Annotated in this window: 18 protein-coding genes; 7 read left to right on the forward strand and 11 right to left on the reverse strand. The window is 63.9% G+C overall.

Annotation, left to right across the window (positions count from 1 at the left end; all coding sequences use genetic code 11):
- From FAZ11_RS03215 to FAZ11_RS03225, 3 genes are all read right to left on the reverse strand, one after another.
- The gene (locus FAZ11_RS03215; protein ID WP_058773293.1) at positions 1–429 is read right to left on the reverse strand and encodes a pyridoxamine 5'-phosphate oxidase family protein; all 429 of its coding nucleotides are present in this window, start codon (positions 427–429) and stop codon (positions 1–3) included.
- A gap of 112 nt (positions 430–541) precedes the next feature.
- Entirely contained in the window at positions 542–1,480 is a 939-nt protein-coding gene (locus tag FAZ11_RS03220) for an AraC family transcriptional regulator (protein ID WP_058773292.1), read from the reverse strand.
- A 12-nt stretch (positions 1,481–1,492) separates the two neighbouring features.
- On the reverse strand, positions 1,493–2,323 hold the full coding sequence (locus tag FAZ11_RS03225) for an oxidoreductase (RefSeq protein ID WP_058773291.1): 831 nt from the start codon (positions 2,321–2,323) through the stop codon (positions 1,493–1,495).
- Between the two features lie 342 nt (positions 2,324–2,665).
- Here FAZ11_RS03225 and FAZ11_RS03230 point away from each other — a divergent pair, with 342 nt between their 5' ends.
- The gene (locus FAZ11_RS03230) at positions 2,666–3,406 is read left to right on the forward strand and encodes an NPP1 family protein (RefSeq protein WP_058773290.1); all 741 of its coding nucleotides are present in this window, start codon (positions 2,666–2,668) and stop codon (positions 3,404–3,406) included.
- Between the two features lie 23 nt (positions 3,407–3,429).
- On the opposite strand, the gene hrpB is transcribed toward FAZ11_RS03230, so the two are convergent.
- Positions 3,430–5,934, reverse strand: coding sequence for an ATP-dependent helicase HrpB (hrpB, locus tag FAZ11_RS03235; protein WP_058773289.1), 2,505 nt, complete (start codon positions 5,932–5,934; stop codon positions 3,430–3,432).
- A 323-nt stretch (positions 5,935–6,257) separates the two neighbouring features.
- On the opposite strand from hrpB, the gene FAZ11_RS03240 reads away from it, so the two are divergent.
- The 6 genes from FAZ11_RS03240 (at position 6,258) to FAZ11_RS03270 (ending at position 11,879) form a co-directional block, all read left to right on the forward strand.
- Positions 6,258–7,313 (forward strand): hypothetical protein, encoded by a 1,056-nt coding sequence (locus tag FAZ11_RS03240; RefSeq protein ID WP_058773288.1) that lies wholly within the window; start codon positions 6,258–6,260, stop codon positions 7,311–7,313.
- Between the two features lie 361 nt (positions 7,314–7,674).
- Positions 7,675–8,100 carry a hypothetical protein gene (locus FAZ11_RS03250; protein ID WP_058763329.1) on the forward strand — a complete coding sequence of 142 codons (426 nt, stop codon included), beginning with the start codon at positions 7,675–7,677 and terminating at the stop codon, positions 8,098–8,100.
- Positions 8,100–9,014 (forward strand): cation diffusion facilitator family transporter, encoded by a 915-nt coding sequence (locus FAZ11_RS03255; protein ID WP_058763327.1) that lies wholly within the window; start codon positions 8,100–8,102, stop codon positions 9,012–9,014. Before FAZ11_RS03250 ends, FAZ11_RS03255 begins: the two co-directional genes overlap by 1 nt.
- A gap of 224 nt (positions 9,015–9,238) precedes the next feature.
- Positions 9,239–10,768, forward strand: a complete 1,530-nt coding sequence (locus FAZ11_RS03260) for an FAD-dependent oxidoreductase (protein ID WP_058782387.1) — start codon at positions 9,239–9,241, stop codon at positions 10,766–10,768.
- A gap of 9 nt (positions 10,769–10,777) precedes the next feature.
- The gene (locus FAZ11_RS03265; protein ID WP_058782388.1) at positions 10,778–11,248 is read left to right on the forward strand and encodes a metallophosphoesterase family protein; all 471 of its coding nucleotides are present in this window, start codon (positions 10,778–10,780) and stop codon (positions 11,246–11,248) included.
- Between the two features lie 10 nt (positions 11,249–11,258).
- Positions 11,259–11,879, forward strand: a complete 621-nt coding sequence (locus FAZ11_RS03270) for a flavin reductase family protein (RefSeq protein WP_058782389.1) — start codon at positions 11,259–11,261, stop codon at positions 11,877–11,879.
- 63 nt (positions 11,880–11,942) lie between these two features.
- On the opposite strand, the gene FAZ11_RS03275 is transcribed toward FAZ11_RS03270, so the two are convergent.
- The 7 genes from FAZ11_RS03275 to FAZ11_RS03305 form a co-directional block, all read right to left on the reverse strand.
- Positions 11,943–12,881, reverse strand: coding sequence for a glutathione S-transferase family protein (locus FAZ11_RS03275; protein WP_058782390.1), 939 nt, complete (start codon positions 12,879–12,881; stop codon positions 11,943–11,945).
- Positions 12,869–13,189, reverse strand: coding sequence for a GIY-YIG nuclease family protein (locus FAZ11_RS03280; protein WP_058782391.1), 321 nt, complete (start codon positions 13,187–13,189; stop codon positions 12,869–12,871). Before FAZ11_RS03280 ends, FAZ11_RS03275 begins: the two co-directional genes overlap by 13 nt.
- Before the next feature lie 2 nt (positions 13,190–13,191).
- The gene (gene pcsA / locus FAZ11_RS03285; RefSeq protein WP_137279084.1) at positions 13,192–13,884 is read right to left on the reverse strand and encodes a phosphatidylcholine synthase; all 693 of its coding nucleotides are present in this window, start codon (positions 13,882–13,884) and stop codon (positions 13,192–13,194) included.
- A 263-nt stretch (positions 13,885–14,147) separates the two neighbouring features.
- Positions 14,148–14,915, reverse strand: coding sequence for an amino acid ABC transporter ATP-binding protein (locus FAZ11_RS03290; protein ID WP_058763313.1), 768 nt, complete (start codon positions 14,913–14,915; stop codon positions 14,148–14,150).
- A gap of 10 nt (positions 14,916–14,925) precedes the next feature.
- A complete protein-coding gene (locus tag FAZ11_RS03295) occupies positions 14,926–16,026 on the reverse strand; it encodes an amino acid ABC transporter permease (protein ID WP_058773284.1) in 1,101 nt (366 codons plus the stop codon).
- Between the two features lie 9 nt (positions 16,027–16,035).
- Positions 16,036–17,223 carry an amino acid ABC transporter permease gene (locus FAZ11_RS03300; protein ID WP_058763308.1) on the reverse strand — a complete coding sequence of 396 codons (1,188 nt, stop codon included), beginning with the start codon at positions 17,221–17,223 and terminating at the stop codon, positions 16,036–16,038.
- 96 nt (positions 17,224–17,319) lie between these two features.
- Positions 17,320–18,348 carry an amino acid ABC transporter substrate-binding protein gene (locus FAZ11_RS03305; RefSeq protein WP_058768178.1) on the reverse strand — a complete coding sequence of 343 codons (1,029 nt, stop codon included), beginning with the start codon at positions 18,346–18,348 and terminating at the stop codon, positions 17,320–17,322.
- Positions 18,349–18,429: the final 81 nt, after the last annotated feature.

Genomic DNA, 18,429 nt, shown 5'->3' on the forward strand with positions numbered 1-18,429 from the left:
CTAAGGCCGCAGCTCGCCCTGTTCCTCCCCATCCCAGTAACGGATGCGCTCGGCATGCACCTTGATGAGGATCATGCCGGGTGTGTCGGTGCCCTGGGGAAACCAGAGCTCCAGGCTCTTGGTCCAGTGCGCCTCGAATTGCGCCTTATCGCGGATCAGTTCGGCCCGGCCTTCGATGGCGACGAAGAGACCAGGCTTGCCCAGCAGGCTCTTGCCTTCGGTGAAGGTCAGGCCCACCGCCGGGTCCTGCTCGATGTCGCGGATCTTGGCCGAGTCCTCGTAGGCATAGAACCAGGAGTCCCCGTCGTATTCGACGTCGCCGTTGTTGCTCATCGGCCGGCTGGTCAAGCGCCCGCTGCCGGTGGTCAGCATGCAGAAATCCAGGTCGCGCATCGCTTTGGAAAGGTCGTGCAGGGTCTTGTCGGCCATGGGGGTCGCTCCGGTGGATGGGCAGGCAGTGCCCAGTCTGAATTCAGACCAGGGGCCGATGCCGCTTGGTTCCGGATGGGGATGGCTCACTCGGTCTTTCAGACGGACAGCGTCAATGCGAGGAGATGTAGAACGCCGAGGCAGGCGGTGCCGGCAGTGCATAGGTGGCCTTCATCCAGTCGATCTCCGCCAGGGGTGTGCGACCGAACAGCCGCTTGAATTCGCGGCTGAATTGCGAAGCGCTTTCGTAGCCCACCGCGAAGGCCGCGTTCGCCGCCGGTAGGGCGTCGCGCAGCATCAGCAGCCGCGCCTGGTGCAGGCGGGTCGATTTCAGGTACTGCATCGGCGTGGTGCCCGTCACCTCGCGGAAATGCCGGTGAAAGCTGGGTTGACTCATGCGCGCCTCCTGCGCCAACGCCGCCACGTCCAGGCGCTCGGCATAGCGGGCATGCAGGGTGCGCAACGACCGGGCGATGCGGCCGAAATGTCCCTGGCGATCCAGGGCCGCGCGCAAGGAACCACCTTGAGCCCCGGTCAGGATTCGATAATAGACCTCGCGCAGCAGCGCCGGCCCCAGTAGCCGGGCGTCCGTGGGTGCGCTCAGCACCTCCAGGAAGCGTAGCGTCGAGACCCGTAGCGGCTCGTCGAGCGGCGAGGCATAGAGTCCGCGGGGCGGCTCGACCGCCGGCCCCAGCTCGCTATCGAGTTGCAGGACCAGCTCGCCGAGCAAGCGAAAATCCAGCCGCAGGTAGATGGCCAAGAGCGGCTCCTCCGGACTGGCATCGGTTTCCATGGTGAAGGGCACGGGCACCGAGACCACTAGATAGTGCTGGGCGTCGTAGCGATAGACGCGCTCCCCGAAATAGCCGCGCTTGCCGCCCTGGCAGACGATGACGATGCCGGGGTCATAGAGCACCGGAACCCCACGGAGTGGGCGATCCGAGCGCAGGAAGCGTACGTCTTCCAGGGCGCTGAGGTTGTAGCCCTCCTGTGGCGACAGCTCACGCATCAGCGTCACCAGCCGTGCGGTGACCGGATCACCTTGGATCATGGAGCATCCTCTTCAACCATCGGTGGAGCGCGTCAGGGTCTCCCAGCGCTCGATCTCCCGCGTGGCCTCGGCCAGTCGCTCGCGCACCAGTTGCAAGGCATCGCTACCCAGCAATAGGTGCCTGGGCGGCGCCGGCATGGCGATGAGTTGCAACATCGCCTGGGCGGCCTTGCGTGGATCGCCCAGCTGCTTGCCACTCTTGGCCTCGCGCGCGGCGCGGATCGGCGCGAAGCTCTCATCGTAGTCGGGAATGCTGCGCGGGGTGCGGCGCATCGAACGGCCTGCCCAGTCGGTGCGGAAGGAACCCGGCGCCACGGCGGTAACCTGCACCCCGAAGGGTTCCAGCTCCTGGCCCAGCGCCGCGGAGATGCCTTCGAGGGCGAACTTGCTGCCGCAATAGTAGGAGATGCCCGGCAGCGTGATGGTGCCGCCCATGGAGGTGATATTGATGATATGGCCACGGCGGCGCTGGCGGAACGCCGGTAAAAAGGCCTTGATCACGGCCACCGCCGCGAAGACGTTGACCTCGAATTGCTGACGCAGCTCCTCCAGCGGCGATTCCTCGAGAATGCCCTCATGGCCGTAGCCGGCGTTGTTCACCAGGACATCCACCGGCCCGTGCTCGGCCTGGACCTCGGCCACCACCGTCGCCAGGCGAGCGTAGTCCGTTACATCCAGCAGCACGCCATGGGCATTGGTCGACAAGGCGGCGAACGCCTGCCGATCGGCTTCCCGGCGCACCGTGCCGATGACGCGATGGCCAGCCGCCAGGGCTTCGCGCGCCAGGGCCTGGCCGAAGCCGCTGCTCACGCCGGTGATAAAAAGGGTCTGGTGATCGTTCATGACCTGCTCCTGTCATTGCAAGGGAGCGGCCAGGCTAACGCGGGTGCGCCTTGTACCCGCTGCCGGATCGTCTGGGGGTCTTGCCTAATCCTCTCAACCTCGAGGCCGGGCCCCGAAAGCCCGTGGCGCGGCTCGCGTCCCTAGGTCAGGCCAGCCCCGCCGGGGCCAAACGCCACGATAGGGATACTGCCCAGGCCACACCTGCCACCCAAACGTCATCCTTATTAAATATAACCAACAAGAACCGCGCCTAGAGTTAGCGCCGAACCGGGCCTTACCCGGTTTCATCTCGACGAGGATCCAAACGAACATAAATTCTACTACTTCATGGAGAGGATCTTTATGAGCCGTAAGATCTCGCTATGCATGGCCGCCTCCGCCTTATCCATGGCGACCCCGGCCTTCGCGGCGGTCATCGCCCATGACCAGGTGCAACCTATCCCCGCCAACGCCACCGATGTGGAGTTCTATTACCAGCCGATGATTGCCGACGGCCCGGACTCCTGCAATAACTATCCTGCCGTGGATTCGGCCGGCAACGTCAGCGGTGGATTGCATCCCTCGGGCGCCCCGGATGGTCATTGTCGCGGCACCAATGGCCAGGTCTATTCGCGCATGGCCGAATACTATGATCACTGCGCGATCATGTATTCCTATTACTTTCCCAAGGATCAACCGCCGAACTATCTGGGCGCGGTGGGCGGTCATCGCCATGATTGGGAAAACATCGTGGTCTGGACCAACGAGTGCAAGGTCGGCTCGCCCATCCTGAAGATCGATTACTCGACCCATGGCAAGTACCGGGTCAATTACAACCCGCCACTCTGGCGTGGCCGGGACGGCTATCTAGTCAACGGCGTACATCCCAAAGTCGGCTACCACGCCACCTACGATGGCTTCGCCGACCATTCGCTCGACTGGACCAACGACACCGGGCGCAGCCAGTCCCTGATCAGTTGGAGCCGGATGCCGGTGCCCGCCAAGAACACCCTGAACAGCTACGACTTCGGCGCGGCCAGCGTGCCCTTCAAGGATAACGGCGCCTTCTGGTCCAACCTGCAGAAGGCCTGGAAGACCGACTAGCGCTGCGCTTGTTTGGCACTGGCTCACTGACCGCGCGGCTTGGCCCGCGCGGTCGGTTCGGCGATCAGCGGATCGTCCGGCCAGTAGTGCTTGGGATAGCGCCCCTTGAGATCCTTCTTCACCTCCACATAGGTATTGGCCCAGAAACTGGCCAGGTCCTGGGTGACCTGCACCGGGCGCCGCGCCGGCGAGAGCAGGTGCAGCTTGACCGCCAGGCGGCCACCGGCGATGCGCGGGGTGTCGGCCAGGCCGAACAGTTCCTGCAGGCGTACCGCCAGCACCGGGGGATACTCGCCGTAATCCAGGCGAATGCTGGAACCCGAGGGCACCTCCAGGCTGCGTGGTGCCAGTTCGTCGAGCTGGCGCGGCAGCGGCCAGGGCAGCAAGCCCTGGAGCATGGCGGCCAGGTCCAGGTTGGCGAAATGGGCCAGGCGGGTGACGCGATCCAGGTAGGGCAACAGCCAGGCTTCCAGGCTATCGAGCAGGGCGGCATCGCTGACATCCGGCCAGTCGCTCGTGTCTGCCTGTTGTAGATCCAACTGACGCAGTAAGCCGACCCGCGCCTGCCACTGGCGCAACTCGGGCGTCCAGGGCAGCAGTTCCAGGCCCTTGCGCCGCACCAGGCCGAGCAGGGCGCGGCTGCGGGCGGCGGCGTCCAGTTGCTTCAGTGGCTCGCGACTCAGCACCAGTTGACCTACCCGCCGCTGGCGCTCGGCGCGCAGGACGCCTTCACGTTCATCCCAGTCCAGTTCGTCGTGGCTTACGACCTGCTCGGCCAAGGGTCCATCGAACAGCCCTGGCTCCAACTCGGCAGCCAGGTAGATACGCTCCTCGCGCTGCCCCTGGCGACTGCCCAGGTCGGCCACCACCAGCCAGGGCGACTTCATCAGCGCATCCGGCTCGGCGAAGCTGGCGGCCCGACCGTTGGCCAGGCGATAGTCCTGGCCGCCGGCCTTGCGTTGCTGGGCGATTCGATCCGGATAGGCGCAGGCCAGCAGGGCACCGGTCCAGCGCGGGTGCTCAGGATCGGCTACCGGCTCAGTGGCCTTGCCTCTCAACAGGCCGCGGTACTGGCGGACCAGTTGGCGGATGCGCGCCACACCGCCACGCGGACCGCGACCTTCGCCGGCCAGGAGCAGCAAACGGGTGTGCAGGTCGGCGCCCTGCCCCGGCGCCAGGTCGCGCTCGCCCAGCAATGCCGCGATCTCGCAGGCACGCTCAGCCAGGCCCCAGCTCTGCCCACGCAGGAGCAGGTGCGCCAGGCGCGGATGTGCCGGCAGGCCACTCATGGCCTGGCCGTGAGCGGTGAAGCTGCCCTGTTCGTCCAGGGCGCCCAGGCGAACCAACAGGTCGCGAGCCTGGGCCAGGGCGGCGGCGGGCGGCGGATCGAGCCAGGCCAGTTCCTCGGCACTCATGCCCCAGCGCGCCAGTTGCAGGGCCAGCCCGGCCAGATCGGCCTGGAGGATCTCGGCGCTGTCGTAGGCCGGCAACTGCTGGTGCAGCTCTTCCGACCAGAGTCGATAGCAGACGCCCGGCTCCAGACGCCCGGCGCGACCCTGGCGCTGGGTGGCCGAGGCGCGCGAGATGCGCCGGGTGGTCAGCCGGGTCATGCCACTGCCGGGATCGAAAGCCGGCACCCGTGCCAGACCGGCGTCCACCACCACCCGTACGCCCTCGATGGTCAGGCTGGTCTCGGCGATATTGGTGGCCAGCACCACCTTGCGCAGGCCGGCCGGCGCCGGTTCGATGGCGGCGCGCTGGGCGGCCAGCTCCAACTCGCCATGCAGCGGACAGAGCAGCACTCCGGCCGGCAGTTGGTCGGCCAGGCGCTCGGCGGTGCGACGGATCTCCGCCTGGCCGGGCAGGAACACCAGCAGGCTGCCGGTCTCTTCGTCCAGCGCCTGCAGTACCGTGGCGGCCACCCGCGCTTCCAGGCGTTCGTCCTGGCCGAGCGGCCGGCCCCAGCGGGTCGTGACCGGAAACATCCGCCCCTCGCTGCGCACCACCGGCGCGCCGCCGAGCAGGGCCGCCAGGCGTTCGCCCTCCAGGGTGGCGGACATCACCAGCACCTTGAGCGGCGTATCGCGCAGCAGCTCGCGGCCGCTCAGGGTCAGCGCCAGGGCCAGGTCGGCGTCCAGGCTGCGCTCGTGGAATTCGTCGAAGATCACCAGGCCGACGCCCTCCAGCGCCGGGTCGTCCTGCAAACGCCGGGTCAGGATGCCCTCGGTGACCACCTCGATGCGGGTGCGGGGGCCTACCTTGCTCTCCAGGCGAATGCGATAGCCCACGGTCTCGCCGACGCCCTCGCCCAGCTCCGCGGCCAGGCGCTCGGCGGCGGCGCGGGCCGCCAGCCGCCGGGGTTCGAGCAGCAGGATGCGCTGGCCGACCAGCCAGGGTTCGCCGAGCAACGCCAGGGGCACCCGGGTGGTCTTGCCCGCGCCGGGCGGCGCCTCCAGCACGCAGTCATCCCTGGCCGCCAGGGCAAGGCGCAGATCGGGCAAAACAGATTCAATCGGCAACAAACTCATGATGGCTCCTAGCCTGAGCCAACGATTATATAGACAAGAGAGGTAGTTATGGCATGCGAAATTCATCCACGCATAAACAGATATTATGCAACGACAGAATCGGTAACAATTTTCGAGAGCAAAACAGTTACAGGAAAGAAAGCGTTTATTATTAGCCCACCTCTTTGACCAACAGCAGTTTTTGCTAGAAACAGTAGCGGCAGGAAATCTCCACCTTCAGCCCTAAGGCAACGACCTGGTACCTTTTATGTAAAGACAGCAATCCGAGCCAAGAACCATTCACGTACATTAGCAAGATTAATCAACGAATCGAGCTAAGTCATATGACTGACCAGAAATACGACGAGATAATGACCCATTATTTAGCGGATATGGAAAAATATGCCCGCGAGCGGCTTACAAAAGCGACCGACCTAATTGCAGCGTTCACCACGCTTGCCAAATCGAAGGGTGTATCCCTAGATACAGAATCATTTGAGTACATTCAGACTATCGGTATCGTTGCGAAGGCACCCGGCCTCGCAAGAGTGCTACTAGGACCAATAAGGGCACAGCGCGACGGACTGCTGGATTTCAATGAGATCGCGAGTCGATTCCCGCCTAGCCACCATTACGAAGGGTGCTTTGCCGGGCCCGATTTTATTTTAATGGCGCACCCTTGCTACCGGCGCGAAATGCACCCAATTAACAACTGGGCGCCAAGGTTTATAGACCTATTCTGGCGATTCGATGGACCTGGTATAGAAAAGTACATTGCCCTTGACGAAAATCGGGTCCGAATAGACGTTGATGGCCTGGGCTATATGGAGGCCGATACTTGGTATGGAGCCCCGTTCGATGAGGACATAGCAAATATCAAAACTGGAATCGTCAAGCTACGCCCGCCTATGGACCTCGAAGCCTGGCACATTTCAATATTTTTTGCCAACACGTACTGTCTAGACGTCAAATGGAGCGAGTCGGACGGCATAAAATCTTTTCAAGCCCTAGAGATTAAGGCGGAGGATGTCCAAATTAAAATTGAAGGACAGCAATATTTCCCTGCTCGCTACCTGCATGCCGAGTTCGATCTCGCAACCAATTGCTTCAGACACTTCGACGGTGCAATCCAGCTTTTCACAGAGGAAGAATATTTTCAGCGGCGAGATTCCGACTTCAACATGACGATGAAGAACCCTACACACGTCAAGGCTCGATCGACCAAAGTCTTCAAGATCAACGGCCCCTTAAAAACAAAAGACTGGGTCGAGTTCTGCTGCCACTTCTATGCCGCAAACCCGCTCACCTTCGAGTACTTCAATGGTAAGTATCCAAAGCATGTCACCGAGGCTGTAGAAAGGATTAGGAGTCGCCCATCTCGGCTCTCTGACGAGACTTAATCGGTTATGAAAGGGTGACTCAGAGCTGACGAATTGCTGGCACAGCTAAAACATAATCCTTAAGTACTCTCAACAGATTCTAGCTAAGACTAAACTCACGTACGCGGTGCTATACAGACTCAGTCCCACTTAGCTCCCCTCAAAAGGAACCGACCTTGATCGGCAAGGCAGGGCAAGCAACCTCCAACACGCAGTCATCGCGGCTGGCGAGGGCATCACGCAAGGCGGGCAGAACAACATCGATGGGCAAGGGCGTCATTTGGCACGGCCGGTGGTCTCAACGGGGCGGGCGGTATAAAGCGTCTCGCCCGCCGTGATTCCGGCCGCTATAGTGTCGGCCTCATCCAACAGGAGGTTGTCTATGTCGATGCGTACCCGTGCGGTGTGTGGCGTCCTCGCCGCCGCCCTGTTCACCCAATTGACCGCCTGCGGCACCCTGTTCTATCCCGACCGGCGTGGTCAGATCACCGGCAGCGGTCGTATCGATCCGGGCATCGTCGCCCTGGATGCCATCGGCCTGCTGTTCTACATCATCCCGGGCCTGATCGCCTTTGGCGTGGACTTCGCCAGCGGCGCCATCTACCTGCCCGACAACAAGCGCGCCGAAGTGGACCCGGCCGAGCTGCACAAGGCGGTGAACCCCGACGGCAGCGTCGACCGTATGCGCCTGAAGGCCATCATCCAGCAGGCCACCGGCCGCACCCTGCCGCTGGACGACCCGCGCCTGCTGCAACGCAGCGGCAGCAGCGAGCAGCTCGCCAGCCTGGGCCTCGCACCGCGCGCCTGATGAGCGATCCGCACCGTACCGAGCAGCTCCTGCGTCGCGCCACCGCTGCTTCGGTGGCGGTGGCGACGACGCTGATCCTGGCCAAGGCCGTCGCCTGGTGGTTCAGTGGCTCGGTCAGCCTGCTCGCCGGTCTTACCGATTCGCTGCTCGACGGCCTCGCCTCGGTGTTCAATCTGCTGGCGGTGCGCTACGCCCTCAAGCCGGCGGACGACGACCATCGCTACGGCCATGGCAAGGCCGAATCCCTGGCCGGCATCGCCCAGGCGGTGTTCATCGGCGTGAGCGCCGTGCTCATCGCCTGGCAGGCGGTGGGTCGCCTGCAACAGCCCGAACCGCTGGGTGCCCAGGCCCTGGGTATCGCCGTCACTCTCTTTTCGCTGGTGCTGACCGGCCTGCTGGTGGCCTACCAGCAACACGTCATCCGCCAGACCGATTCCACCGTGGTCCGCGCCGATGCCCTGCACTACCGCTCCGACTTGCTGCTCAACCTGGGCATCCTCATCGCCCTGGCGCTGACCGGCTTCGGCTGGTACTGGCTGGACCCGCTGTTCGGCCTGGCCATCGCGCTGTACATCCTCTGGAGCGCCTACGGCATCGCCCGCGATTCCTTCGGCGTGCTGATGGACCAGGAACTGCCCACCGACATCAGCGAACACATGCTGCAGCTGGCCTGCCAGGTCCCCGGCGTCGAGGGCGCTCACGACCTGCGCACCCGCATTTCCGGCAACCACTGGTTCGTGCAACTGCACCTGGAGCTGCCGGGCGAGATGAGCCTGTCGCGCGCCCACGTGCTGTGCGACGAGGCCGAAGCCGCCATCCGCGCCGAGTATCCCCGCGCCGAGGTGCTGGTCCACGCCGATCCGCTGGATGCCCCGGACATCCCCCACCGCCATCCCCTGCCGCCCGCCACCTGAGCGGAACCTGGCGCCGCTACGCTCTCTCGAATCCCCTAAGAGCCTGTTCATAACCTGCTGCGCGTCGGCCAAACCGCGTTGAAAATGGCTTCGGAATGCTCATTTACCACTCGTAAACTCCGCTTCCTCAGCCATTTTCGCCTTGTTTGGCTCTAGCTCGCGAGGTTATGAACAGGCTCTAAGCCTGATTCAGAGAGCCCCCTAGAAGGGGCCGGGAGACCCCCATGACCACCCTGCACCCGGTCGCGCGCCTCGCCGACCTGCGTGAAGACCGCGGTACCGCCGTCGAGATCGAAGACACCGAAATCCTGTTGCTGCGCGTAGGCGATGAGGTGCGTGCCTTCCAGGCCAACTGCCCCCATGCCGGCGCTCCGTTGAAGGACGGCGCCGTCTGTCAAGGCCGGCTGGTCTGCCCCTGGCACAAGGCGAGCTTTGCCGTGGCGGACGGCAGCCTCTGCGAGCCTCCGGCGCTGGACGCCCTGCAGCGCTATCCCGTGGAAGTCCGCGATGGCGAGGTGCTGGTGGGTACCGAGCCCCTGCCAGCGCCGACATCGACAACCCCACACGACGAGCGGCTGTTCGTCATAGTCGGAGCCGGCGCAGCGGGTACGGCAGCGGCAGCCGCCCTGCGTGAATTCGGCTATGGCGGGCGCATCCTGCTGATCGGTCGTGAAGCGGGCGAGCCCTATGATCGCACCGCCCTCTCCAAATTCGTCCTCCAAGGTGACAAGGCCCCCGAGGAAGCACCGGCGCTGCGTGACGCGGACTTCTTCCGCCAGCAGCGCATCGAGCGCCTGCACACCGAGGTGGTGCGGCTGGATGCCGAAAGCCAGCAGGTGGAAGTGGCCAATGGCCAAATCCTGAACTACGACGGCTGCGTACTGGCCACCGGTGGCGAGCCCAAGCCCCTCGCCGTGCCCGGCGCCGCGCTCAAGGGCGTGCACCTGCTGCGGACCCGAGCCGATGCCGCCGCCATTCTTGCGGACCTGCTTGAGGAAGGCCGGGCGGTGATCGTCGGCGCCAGCTTCATCGGCCTGGAAGCCGCCTCTGCCCTGCGCAAGCAGGGCCTGGCCGTGGACGTGGTCGCTCCCGCCTCCCTGCCCTTCGTCAAGCAGATGGGCGAGACCCTGGGTCAGCACTTCAAGACCCTGCACGAAGCCAATGGCGTGACCTTCCACGCACCCAACGAGGTGGTGGGTTTCGAAGGTGACGGGCATGTCCAACAGGTCAGACTCAAGGACGGCACCCGCCTGCCCGCCGACCTGGTCCTGGTCGGCACCGGGATCACCCCGGCGACCGGCTTCCTGGCCAATCTGCCGCTAGCCGAGGACGGCAGCGTCCCGGTGGATGCCCAGCTCAGGGCCGCCGAGGGACTCTATGCCGTGGGCGATCTGGCCACCTTCCCCTTCACCGGTCAGCCGACCCGGATCGAACACTGGCGCCTGGCCCAGCAACACGGTCGCCTGGCGGCCCGTAACCTGCTCGGTCACGCCGAAGCCTATGCCGACGTACCCTTCTTCTGGACGCTGCATCACGGCAAGAGATACGAATACCTTGGTCATCCGCGCCAGTGGGATGCCATGCACCTCGATGGCAGTCTCGGCGACCAGACCTTCGTCGCCCTGTTGCTGGCCGAGGAGCTTGTAGTGGGCGTGGTGGCCTGCCAGCGAGAGCGCGCCACCGCCATCCTGGCCCAACGTCTGCGTCAGCCGCTGGGACGCGCCGAGGCCCTGGACATCGTCCAGGCCAACTGAGGAACTACCATGGCCAATCCCTATCGCATCGGCCTCATCGCCGACACCCACGGCCTGCTCAGACCCGAGGCCGTGGCCGCCCTGGCCGGCAGCGATTTCATCCTGCATGCCGGCGACATTGGCAAGCCCGAGATCCTCGACGATCTTCGAGCGATCGCCCCCCTGGCGGTCGTCCGCGGCAACAACGACGACCTGCCCTGGGCCGAGGACATCCCCGAGCGCGTCACCCTGATCCTGGCAGGGGTTGGCATCCATATGCTGCACATCCTGCCGGAACTGGACCTGGCAGCCGTGGACGCCCCGGTACGGGTGGTGATCAGCGGGCACTCGCACAAGCCGCTGATCGAAGAGCGCGATGGCGTACTCTACGTCAATCCCGGCAGCGCCGGTCCGCGGCGTTTTCGCCTGCCGATCAGCGTCGGCCGCCTGACCCTCGATGCCGGCCAGGTCCAGGCTGAAATCTTGGAACTCACCTCCTGAAGGAATCCCGATGACCATCGACTACCACTCCTACGAACCCAGCCAGGGCCACGGACTGCCCCACGACCCCTTCAACGCCATCGTCGCGCCGCGCCCCATCGGCTGGATTTCTTCCCACAGCGAAGCCGGCGTCCTGAACCTTGCGCCCTATAGCTTCTTCAATGCCTTCAACTACAAGCCACCGCTGATCGGCTTTTCCAGCCAGGGCTACAAGGACAGCGTGGCCAATATCGAGCGCACCGGCGAATTCGTCTGGAACCTGGCCACCCGTGAACTGGCCGAGGAAATGAACGCCAGCAGCGCCCCGGTGGCGCCGGAAGTGGACGAATTCGCCCTGACCGGTCTGGAGCCCGCCGCCTCCAGCATCGTCAAGGTACCGAGGGTCGCCCGCGCCCAGGTGGCCTTCGAATGCAAGCTGAGCCAAGTCATACGCCTCAAGACCGCCGCGGGTGACGAACTGGACCAATGGCTGGTGCTGGGCGAGGTGGTGGCCGCCCATATCGACAAGCGCCTGCTCAAGGACGGTATCTACCAGACCGCCGCTGCCCGCCCCATCGTGCGTGGCGGTGGACCGGCCGACTATTTCGAGATCACCGAAGCCGCACTGTTCCGCATGCGTCGTCCCGACTGATCGGCCCGCCTTATTCCAGAATGCAAAACGGCGCCCTTGGGCGCCGTTGCTCTATCGCCTGCTCTAACTTGCAGCGCTGACGCGGAAATTCAGCCGCGGGAAATGCACCTGGATCACGCCCAGTCGCTCGTCAATACGCTTCACCACCAGGCATTCGCTGTCGGCAAAGACCAGCTCGCCCACGACCGGATCGACGCCATAATCGGTCGCGGCCACGGTCACCCGGGTGCCCCAGGCAATGCCCTCGACGGGTACGGCCTGTTCGAGCGGCAAGGCTACCGGTTCGGCCCTCTCAGCGATTTCCAGCGCCTGTTCAGCGCTCAGTTCTTCATGGGTTCCATGCCCGAACCCCAGTACCCGTGCATACCAGGCGGCGATTTCCGGTCGCTCGTCGATCAGCGGCGCCAGTTGCGGCGTGGTCTTGAGGAACCAGAAGTTATGCGCCAGAGCGATATCGGCGACCGACGGAGCACCAAACAGATAGTCGCCTGCGCTGCGCTGCAGTTGCGTTTCCAGTCGCGTCAGGATGGTCGGCAATTGTTGCCGGGCCTGCTCCGGCGTCAAGCGGGTCAGGCTGCCGCCACTGAACAGCGCCTTGCGATCATCCATGAAGGCCTGGGCCTGCTCCGGCGGCAGCGTTGCCAGGCGCGGCCCCATGATTTCCGGCTGGAAAATCAGCGCCACCGCGTGCTGGAACACCACCGAATCGGCCCAACCGGCGAAGGCGGCAACGACTGCCTCCTGCCCTTGCGGAAACAGCGCAGGCACCGCTTTTTCCGCATCCAGACGGCGAGCGATCAGCGCCGTGTCGCAATAGACATCGGCGCCCACTTGCAGCACCGGCGTCTTGCGATAGCCGCCGGTCAGGGCCGTCAGATCGGGCTTGGGCAACATGCGCGGGATGACTACCGAGCGCCAGGCGAGCCCCTTGAAGCCCAACAACAGACGCGCCTTTTCGGCGAAGGGTGATTGCCAATAGTGGTGCAGAATCAACTCAGACATGACAGCACTCCTGAGGCAGCCGCGGACAGCGGGCAGGAGCTGGCCAGCACCAGCGCTTCCTTGGCTCGTTTGGGTAGTTTCTTGATCTGGATTTCCCGCCGCAGGGCGGTCGACTTGTCGGCGCAGGCCTCTACGTACACCAGCGCCTGAGCCGGACTCGAAGCGAAGAAACGGGCACCCCGGCCGCTGCGATGCTGGGCGAAGCGGCGTTCGGGATCATCGCTGATCCCGCAATAGAGCGCCTGGTTCTCGGCGCGCACCAGGTAGACGTACCAGGCGCGCGGGGGCGGTGGGAGAGTGTCGCTCACCGTCAGGCGAACCACTCCCGGGCGGTGCGCCAGACGCAGACGCCGACGAAGTAGATGCCGCTGGCGAACCAGAGCACCATCAGCCACAGCGGCTTGTCGGGATGCATGAACACCATCAGGGCGCTGCTGAGCAGCCAGATGGAGGTGACGGTGATGTTCACCGCCATCAGTTGCCGGACGCGGAAGGGATGCAGGAACTTGACCCGGGTCAGGGTCAGGGCCGCCAGTACCAGCACCACGGCCATGCTGAACCAGGGCGCCAGGTCCAACACATAGAAATACAGGGCTACCACGTTCCAGGCGGCGGGAAAGCCGACGAAGTAGTTGTCGGCGCTCTTCATGTTCACATTGCAGAAACAGAACAGCGACGACAGCAGGATGATGCCCACCGCCACCAACTCGAAATGCACGGGCAAGGGCACGAAGCGATAGATGAAGATCGCCGGTATGAACACATAGGTCAGGTAGTCGACCACCAGGTCCAGCGCGGAGCCGTCGAAATGGGGCAGCACCCGCTTCACTTCGAACTTGCGCGCCAGGGTACCGTCGAGGCCATCGACGAGCAGGGCGATGCCGAGCCACATCAGGCAACCCTTGGGTTGGCCATCGACCAGGGCGAGCAGCGCCAGGAGCGCCAGGATCACACCGCTGGAAGTCACCGCATGGGCGCTCCAGGCTTTGGCTTTTGTCAGCATGAGCGGATGGGAAATGGAGTTCACGGGCGTCTCTCTATAATGACGGCTTCGACTGCCCGGCGCAGCGCATGTTCTAACGATGCGTCGCGAAATCGGCGAAGAAGCCTGTGCACGGCAGGGCGAGCCTTAGCCGCCGACCCCGGAAACCGGGCGCCAAATATCGAGGATACCGCGCCTTGAGGTGCTTTGCCCGCCTTCCCGCCGAACGCCCGTGATTGGGTTCGCAGGCTGACGGGGCGGACCGAGGTCCGCCCCCGCTCCCGTTAATGCAGGATCTGGCCGAGGAACAGCCGCGTCCGCTCGTTCTGCGGATTGTCGAAGAACTGGTCCGGCGCGGCCTGTTCGACGATCTCACCCTTGTCCATGAAGATCACCCGGTTGGCCACGGTGCGGGCAAAGCCCATCTCATGGGTCACGCAGAGCATGGTCATGCCGTCCTGGGCCAGGCCGATCATGGTATCCAGCACTTCCTTCACCATTTCCGGGTCGAGGGCCGAGGTCGGCTCATCGAACAGCATGATGCGCGGCTGCATGCACAGCGCCCGGGCGATGGCCACCCGCTGCTGCTGGCCGCCGGAGAGTTGCCCCGGAAACTTGTTGGCCTGCTCGGGGATGCGCACCCGCTGCAGATAGTGCATGGCGATCTCTTCGGCCTGCTTCTTCGGCATCTTGCGCACCCACATGGGTGCCAGGGTGCAGTTCTGCAGCACGGTGAGGTGCGGGAAGAGGTTGAAGTGCTGGAACACCATGCCGACTTCGCTGCGAATGGTCTCGATCTGCTTGAGATCGTTGGTCAATTCGGTGCCGTCGACGATGATCTGGCCTTTCTGGTGCTCTTCCAGGCGGTTGATGCAGCGGATGGTGGTGGATTTGCCCGAACCGGATGGCCCGCACAGCACGATGCGCTCGCCCTGGGTCACGGTCAGGTTGATGTCCTTGAGCACGTGGAACTGGCCGTACCACTTGTTCACGTCCTTGAGCTGGATCATGACCTTGCTGCTGTCGACCGGCTGCTTGTTGCTTACGTTCATCTGATGACTCCTAACGCTTGTGGCCGGTGTTCAGCTTGCGCTCCAGACGGGCGGAGTAGCTGGACATGGCGAAACAGAAAATCCAGTAGACCAGCGCGGCGAACACGTAGCCTTCCGTGGACATACCCAGCCAGGCCGGGTCGGACGTGGCGCGCTTGATGCTGTTGAGCAGGTCGAACAGGCCGATGATGATCACCAGGCTCGAATCCTTGAACAGCGCGATGAAGGTGTTGACGATGCCAGGGATGACCAGCTTCAGCGCCTGGGGCAGGATCACCAGGCCCATGGTGCGCCAGTAGCCCAGCCCCATGGCGGCGGCGGCCTCGTACTGCCCCTTGGGAATGGCCTGCATGCCGCCACGGACCACCTCGGCGATGTAGGCCGCCTCGAAGATGATCACCATGACGATGGCGCGCAGCAGCTTGTCGAGATTCATGCCATCGGGCAGGAACAGCGGCAGCATCACCGACGACAGGAACAGCACCGTGATCAGCGGGATCCCGCGCCAGAACTCGATCATGGTCACGGAGATGACCTTGATCGCCGGCAGCTTGGAGCGCCGCCCCAGGGCCAGCAGGATGCCCAGCGGCAAGGCGCCGACGATGCCGACCGCAGCGATGACCACCGTCAACATCAGGCCGCCCCACTCGCTGGTGGGCACTACCTGCAGGCCCAGGCTACCGTACAGCAGCCAGAAGGCCACCAGCGGATAGATCACCAGCAGGGTGAGTCCGTAGCGGGCCTTGTGCTTTAAGCTGTCGAGGAACAATGGGATGGCGCCCACCACGGCGAGCACGACGGTCAGATCGACCCGCCAGCGCTGCTCATCGGGATAGAAGCCATACATGAACTGGCCGAAGCGCTCCTTGATGAACACCCAGCAGGCACCGCCCGGCGCACAGTCGGCCCGGGTCGTGCCACTCCAGGTGGCATGCAGGAAAGCCCAGTTCACCACCGGCGGCACGATCAGCCAGACGATGTAGAGGCCGAACAACGTCAGCACGGTATTACCGACGCTGGAGAACAGGTTGCTTCTGATCCAGGCCCAGGCGCCGACGCTGGAAGGCGGCGGCGGTAGGTCCGGTTTGAAGGTATGGGTCTGGTTACTCATACGCGCTCCTTAACGCTCGATCAGCGCGATGCGCTTGTTGTACCAGTTCATCAGGATGCTGATGCTGATGCTGATGGCCAGATAGACGCTCATGGTGATGGCCATGGTCTCGATGGCCTGACCGGTCTGGTTCAGGGTGGTACCGGCGAACAGCGCCACCATCTCCGGATAACCCACCGCAGCGCCGAGCGAGGAGTTCTTCATCAGGTTCAGGTACTGGTTGGTCAGCGGCGGAATGATCACCCGCATGGCCTGGGGAATGATCACCAGCCGCAAGGTCAGGCCCGGGCGCAGGCCCAGGGAACTGGCCGCCTCGGTCTGGCCATGGCTGACCGCCTGGATACCGCCGCGCACCGTTTCGCCGATGAAGGCCGCGGTATAGACCGATAGGGCCACCGCCAGGGAGACCAACTCGGGGATGATCACCCAGCCACCGCGCAGGTTGAAGCCCTGCAGCTCAGGCAGTTCCCAGTGCAGCGGCTTGCCGAACAGCAGCGCCGCCAGCAGCGGCAGCGCGATCACCAGCGCCAGTACCGTCCACAGCACCGGGAAGCGCTCACCGGTGGCGTGCCGCCGCTTGCGCGCCCAACGCACCACGATCACGCTGGCGACGATGGCGAGCAACAGGGCGATCAGCCCCGGCACGAAGCCGACGTCAGCGATGGGCGCCGGCATGTACAGGCCGCGGTTGTTGACGAAGAAGGCTTCGGCCAGGCTCAGGCTCTGGCGCGGTCCCGGTAGGGGCGCGAGCACGGCGAAGTAGACGAAGAAGATCAACAGCAGGGGCGGAATGTTGCGGAAGATCTCGATGTAGACCGTGGCGACCTTGCGCAGCAGCCAGTTGCTCGACAGCCGTGCCACGCCCACCGCGAAGCCGATGATGGTGGCCAGGACGATGCCGATCACCGAAACCAGCAGGGTATTGAGCAGGCCGACCAGGAACACCCGACCGTAGGTATCGCCCTCGGTGTAGGGGATCAGGTGCTGGGGAATGCCAAAGCCGGCGGAATTGTTGAGAAAGCCGAAGCCGGAGGTGATCCCCCGGTGGGCCAGGTTGGTCTGGGTGTTGTTGAACAGGAACCAGCCGAAGGCCACCACGGCGACCACGGCGACGATCTGGAACAGCCAGGAGCGTGCCTGCGGATCGGTGAGCAGGGACCCGCGGACCGGTGGCGAGGTTTTACTAACGTTTTGCATCTCTAAGCCTCATTAAACCCTCGCCCCGCAGCGCGGCGAGCGCTGCAGGGCGAGAATCTACACATCCGAAAGGTGTCGGCGACGATGGCGCCGAAATCAACGGACCGGCGGGGAGTACTGCAGGCCGCCTGCATTCCACAGGGCGTTCAGACCACGCTTGATCTTCAGATCGGAGCCCATGCCGACGTTACGCTCGAACACTTCGCCGTAGTTGCCGACCTGCTTGACGATTTTCAGCGCCCAGTCGTTCGGCAGCTTCAGGTCCTTGCCGAACTCGCCATCGGTACCCAGCAGGCGACGGACGTCAGGGTTCTTGGAGTCCTTGGCCTGGGCTTCGACGTTGGCCGACGTCAGGCCCAGCTCTTCGGCGCTGACCATGGCGAACAGCGACCACTTGACGATGGTGAACCAGTCGTCGTCGCCACGGCGCACGGCCGGGGCCAGGGGCTCCTTGGAAATGACCTCGGGCAGTACCACGTAGTCGTCGGGCTTGGCCAGCTTGATGCGCTGGGCATACAGCTGCGACTGGTCGGAGGTCAGCACGTCGCAACGACCGGCTTCCATGGACTTGGCGCTCTCGTCGGAGGTGCTGTAGGTGATGGGGGTGAACTTCATGCCGTTGGAACGGAAGTAGTCGGCCAGGTTGAGTTCAGTGGTGGTACCGGCCTGGATGCACACGGTGGCGCCGTCCAGTTGCTTGGCACTGGTCACGCCCAGCTTCTTGTTCACCAGGAAGCCTTGGCCATCGTAGTAGGTGACACCGGTGAACATCAGGCCCATGCCGCCGTCACGGGAGCTGGTCCAGGTGGTGTTGCGCGACAGCACGTCGATTTCGCCGGATTGCAGCGCGGTGAAGCGCTCCTTGGCGGTCAGGGGCGTGAAGCGAACCTTGCTGGCATCGCCGAACACGGCTGCGGCCACGGCGCGGCAGACGTCCACGTCGATACCTTTGTAATCACCCTTGGAGTCGGTGTAGGAGAAGCCCGGCAGACCATCGCTGACGCCGCACTGCACGAAACCTTTTTTCTTCACCGCATCCAGAGTGGCGCCCGCATGAGCCATGCCGGACAGGCCCAGAGCAGCGGCGGTGGTCAGAATTGCCAGGGTAGACTTCACCATCTTCATCGATAAGCTCCAAATTATTTATGAATTACATTCCAGCCCACGGCAGCACGATGTCTCTCGCCTGATTGCCGTGCGACCTGA

Origin of the sequence: Pseudomonas rhizoryzae (assembly GCF_005250615.1) — a bacterium.
Lineage (GTDB): Bacteria > Pseudomonadota > Gammaproteobacteria > Pseudomonadales > Pseudomonadaceae > Chryseomonas > Chryseomonas rhizoryzae.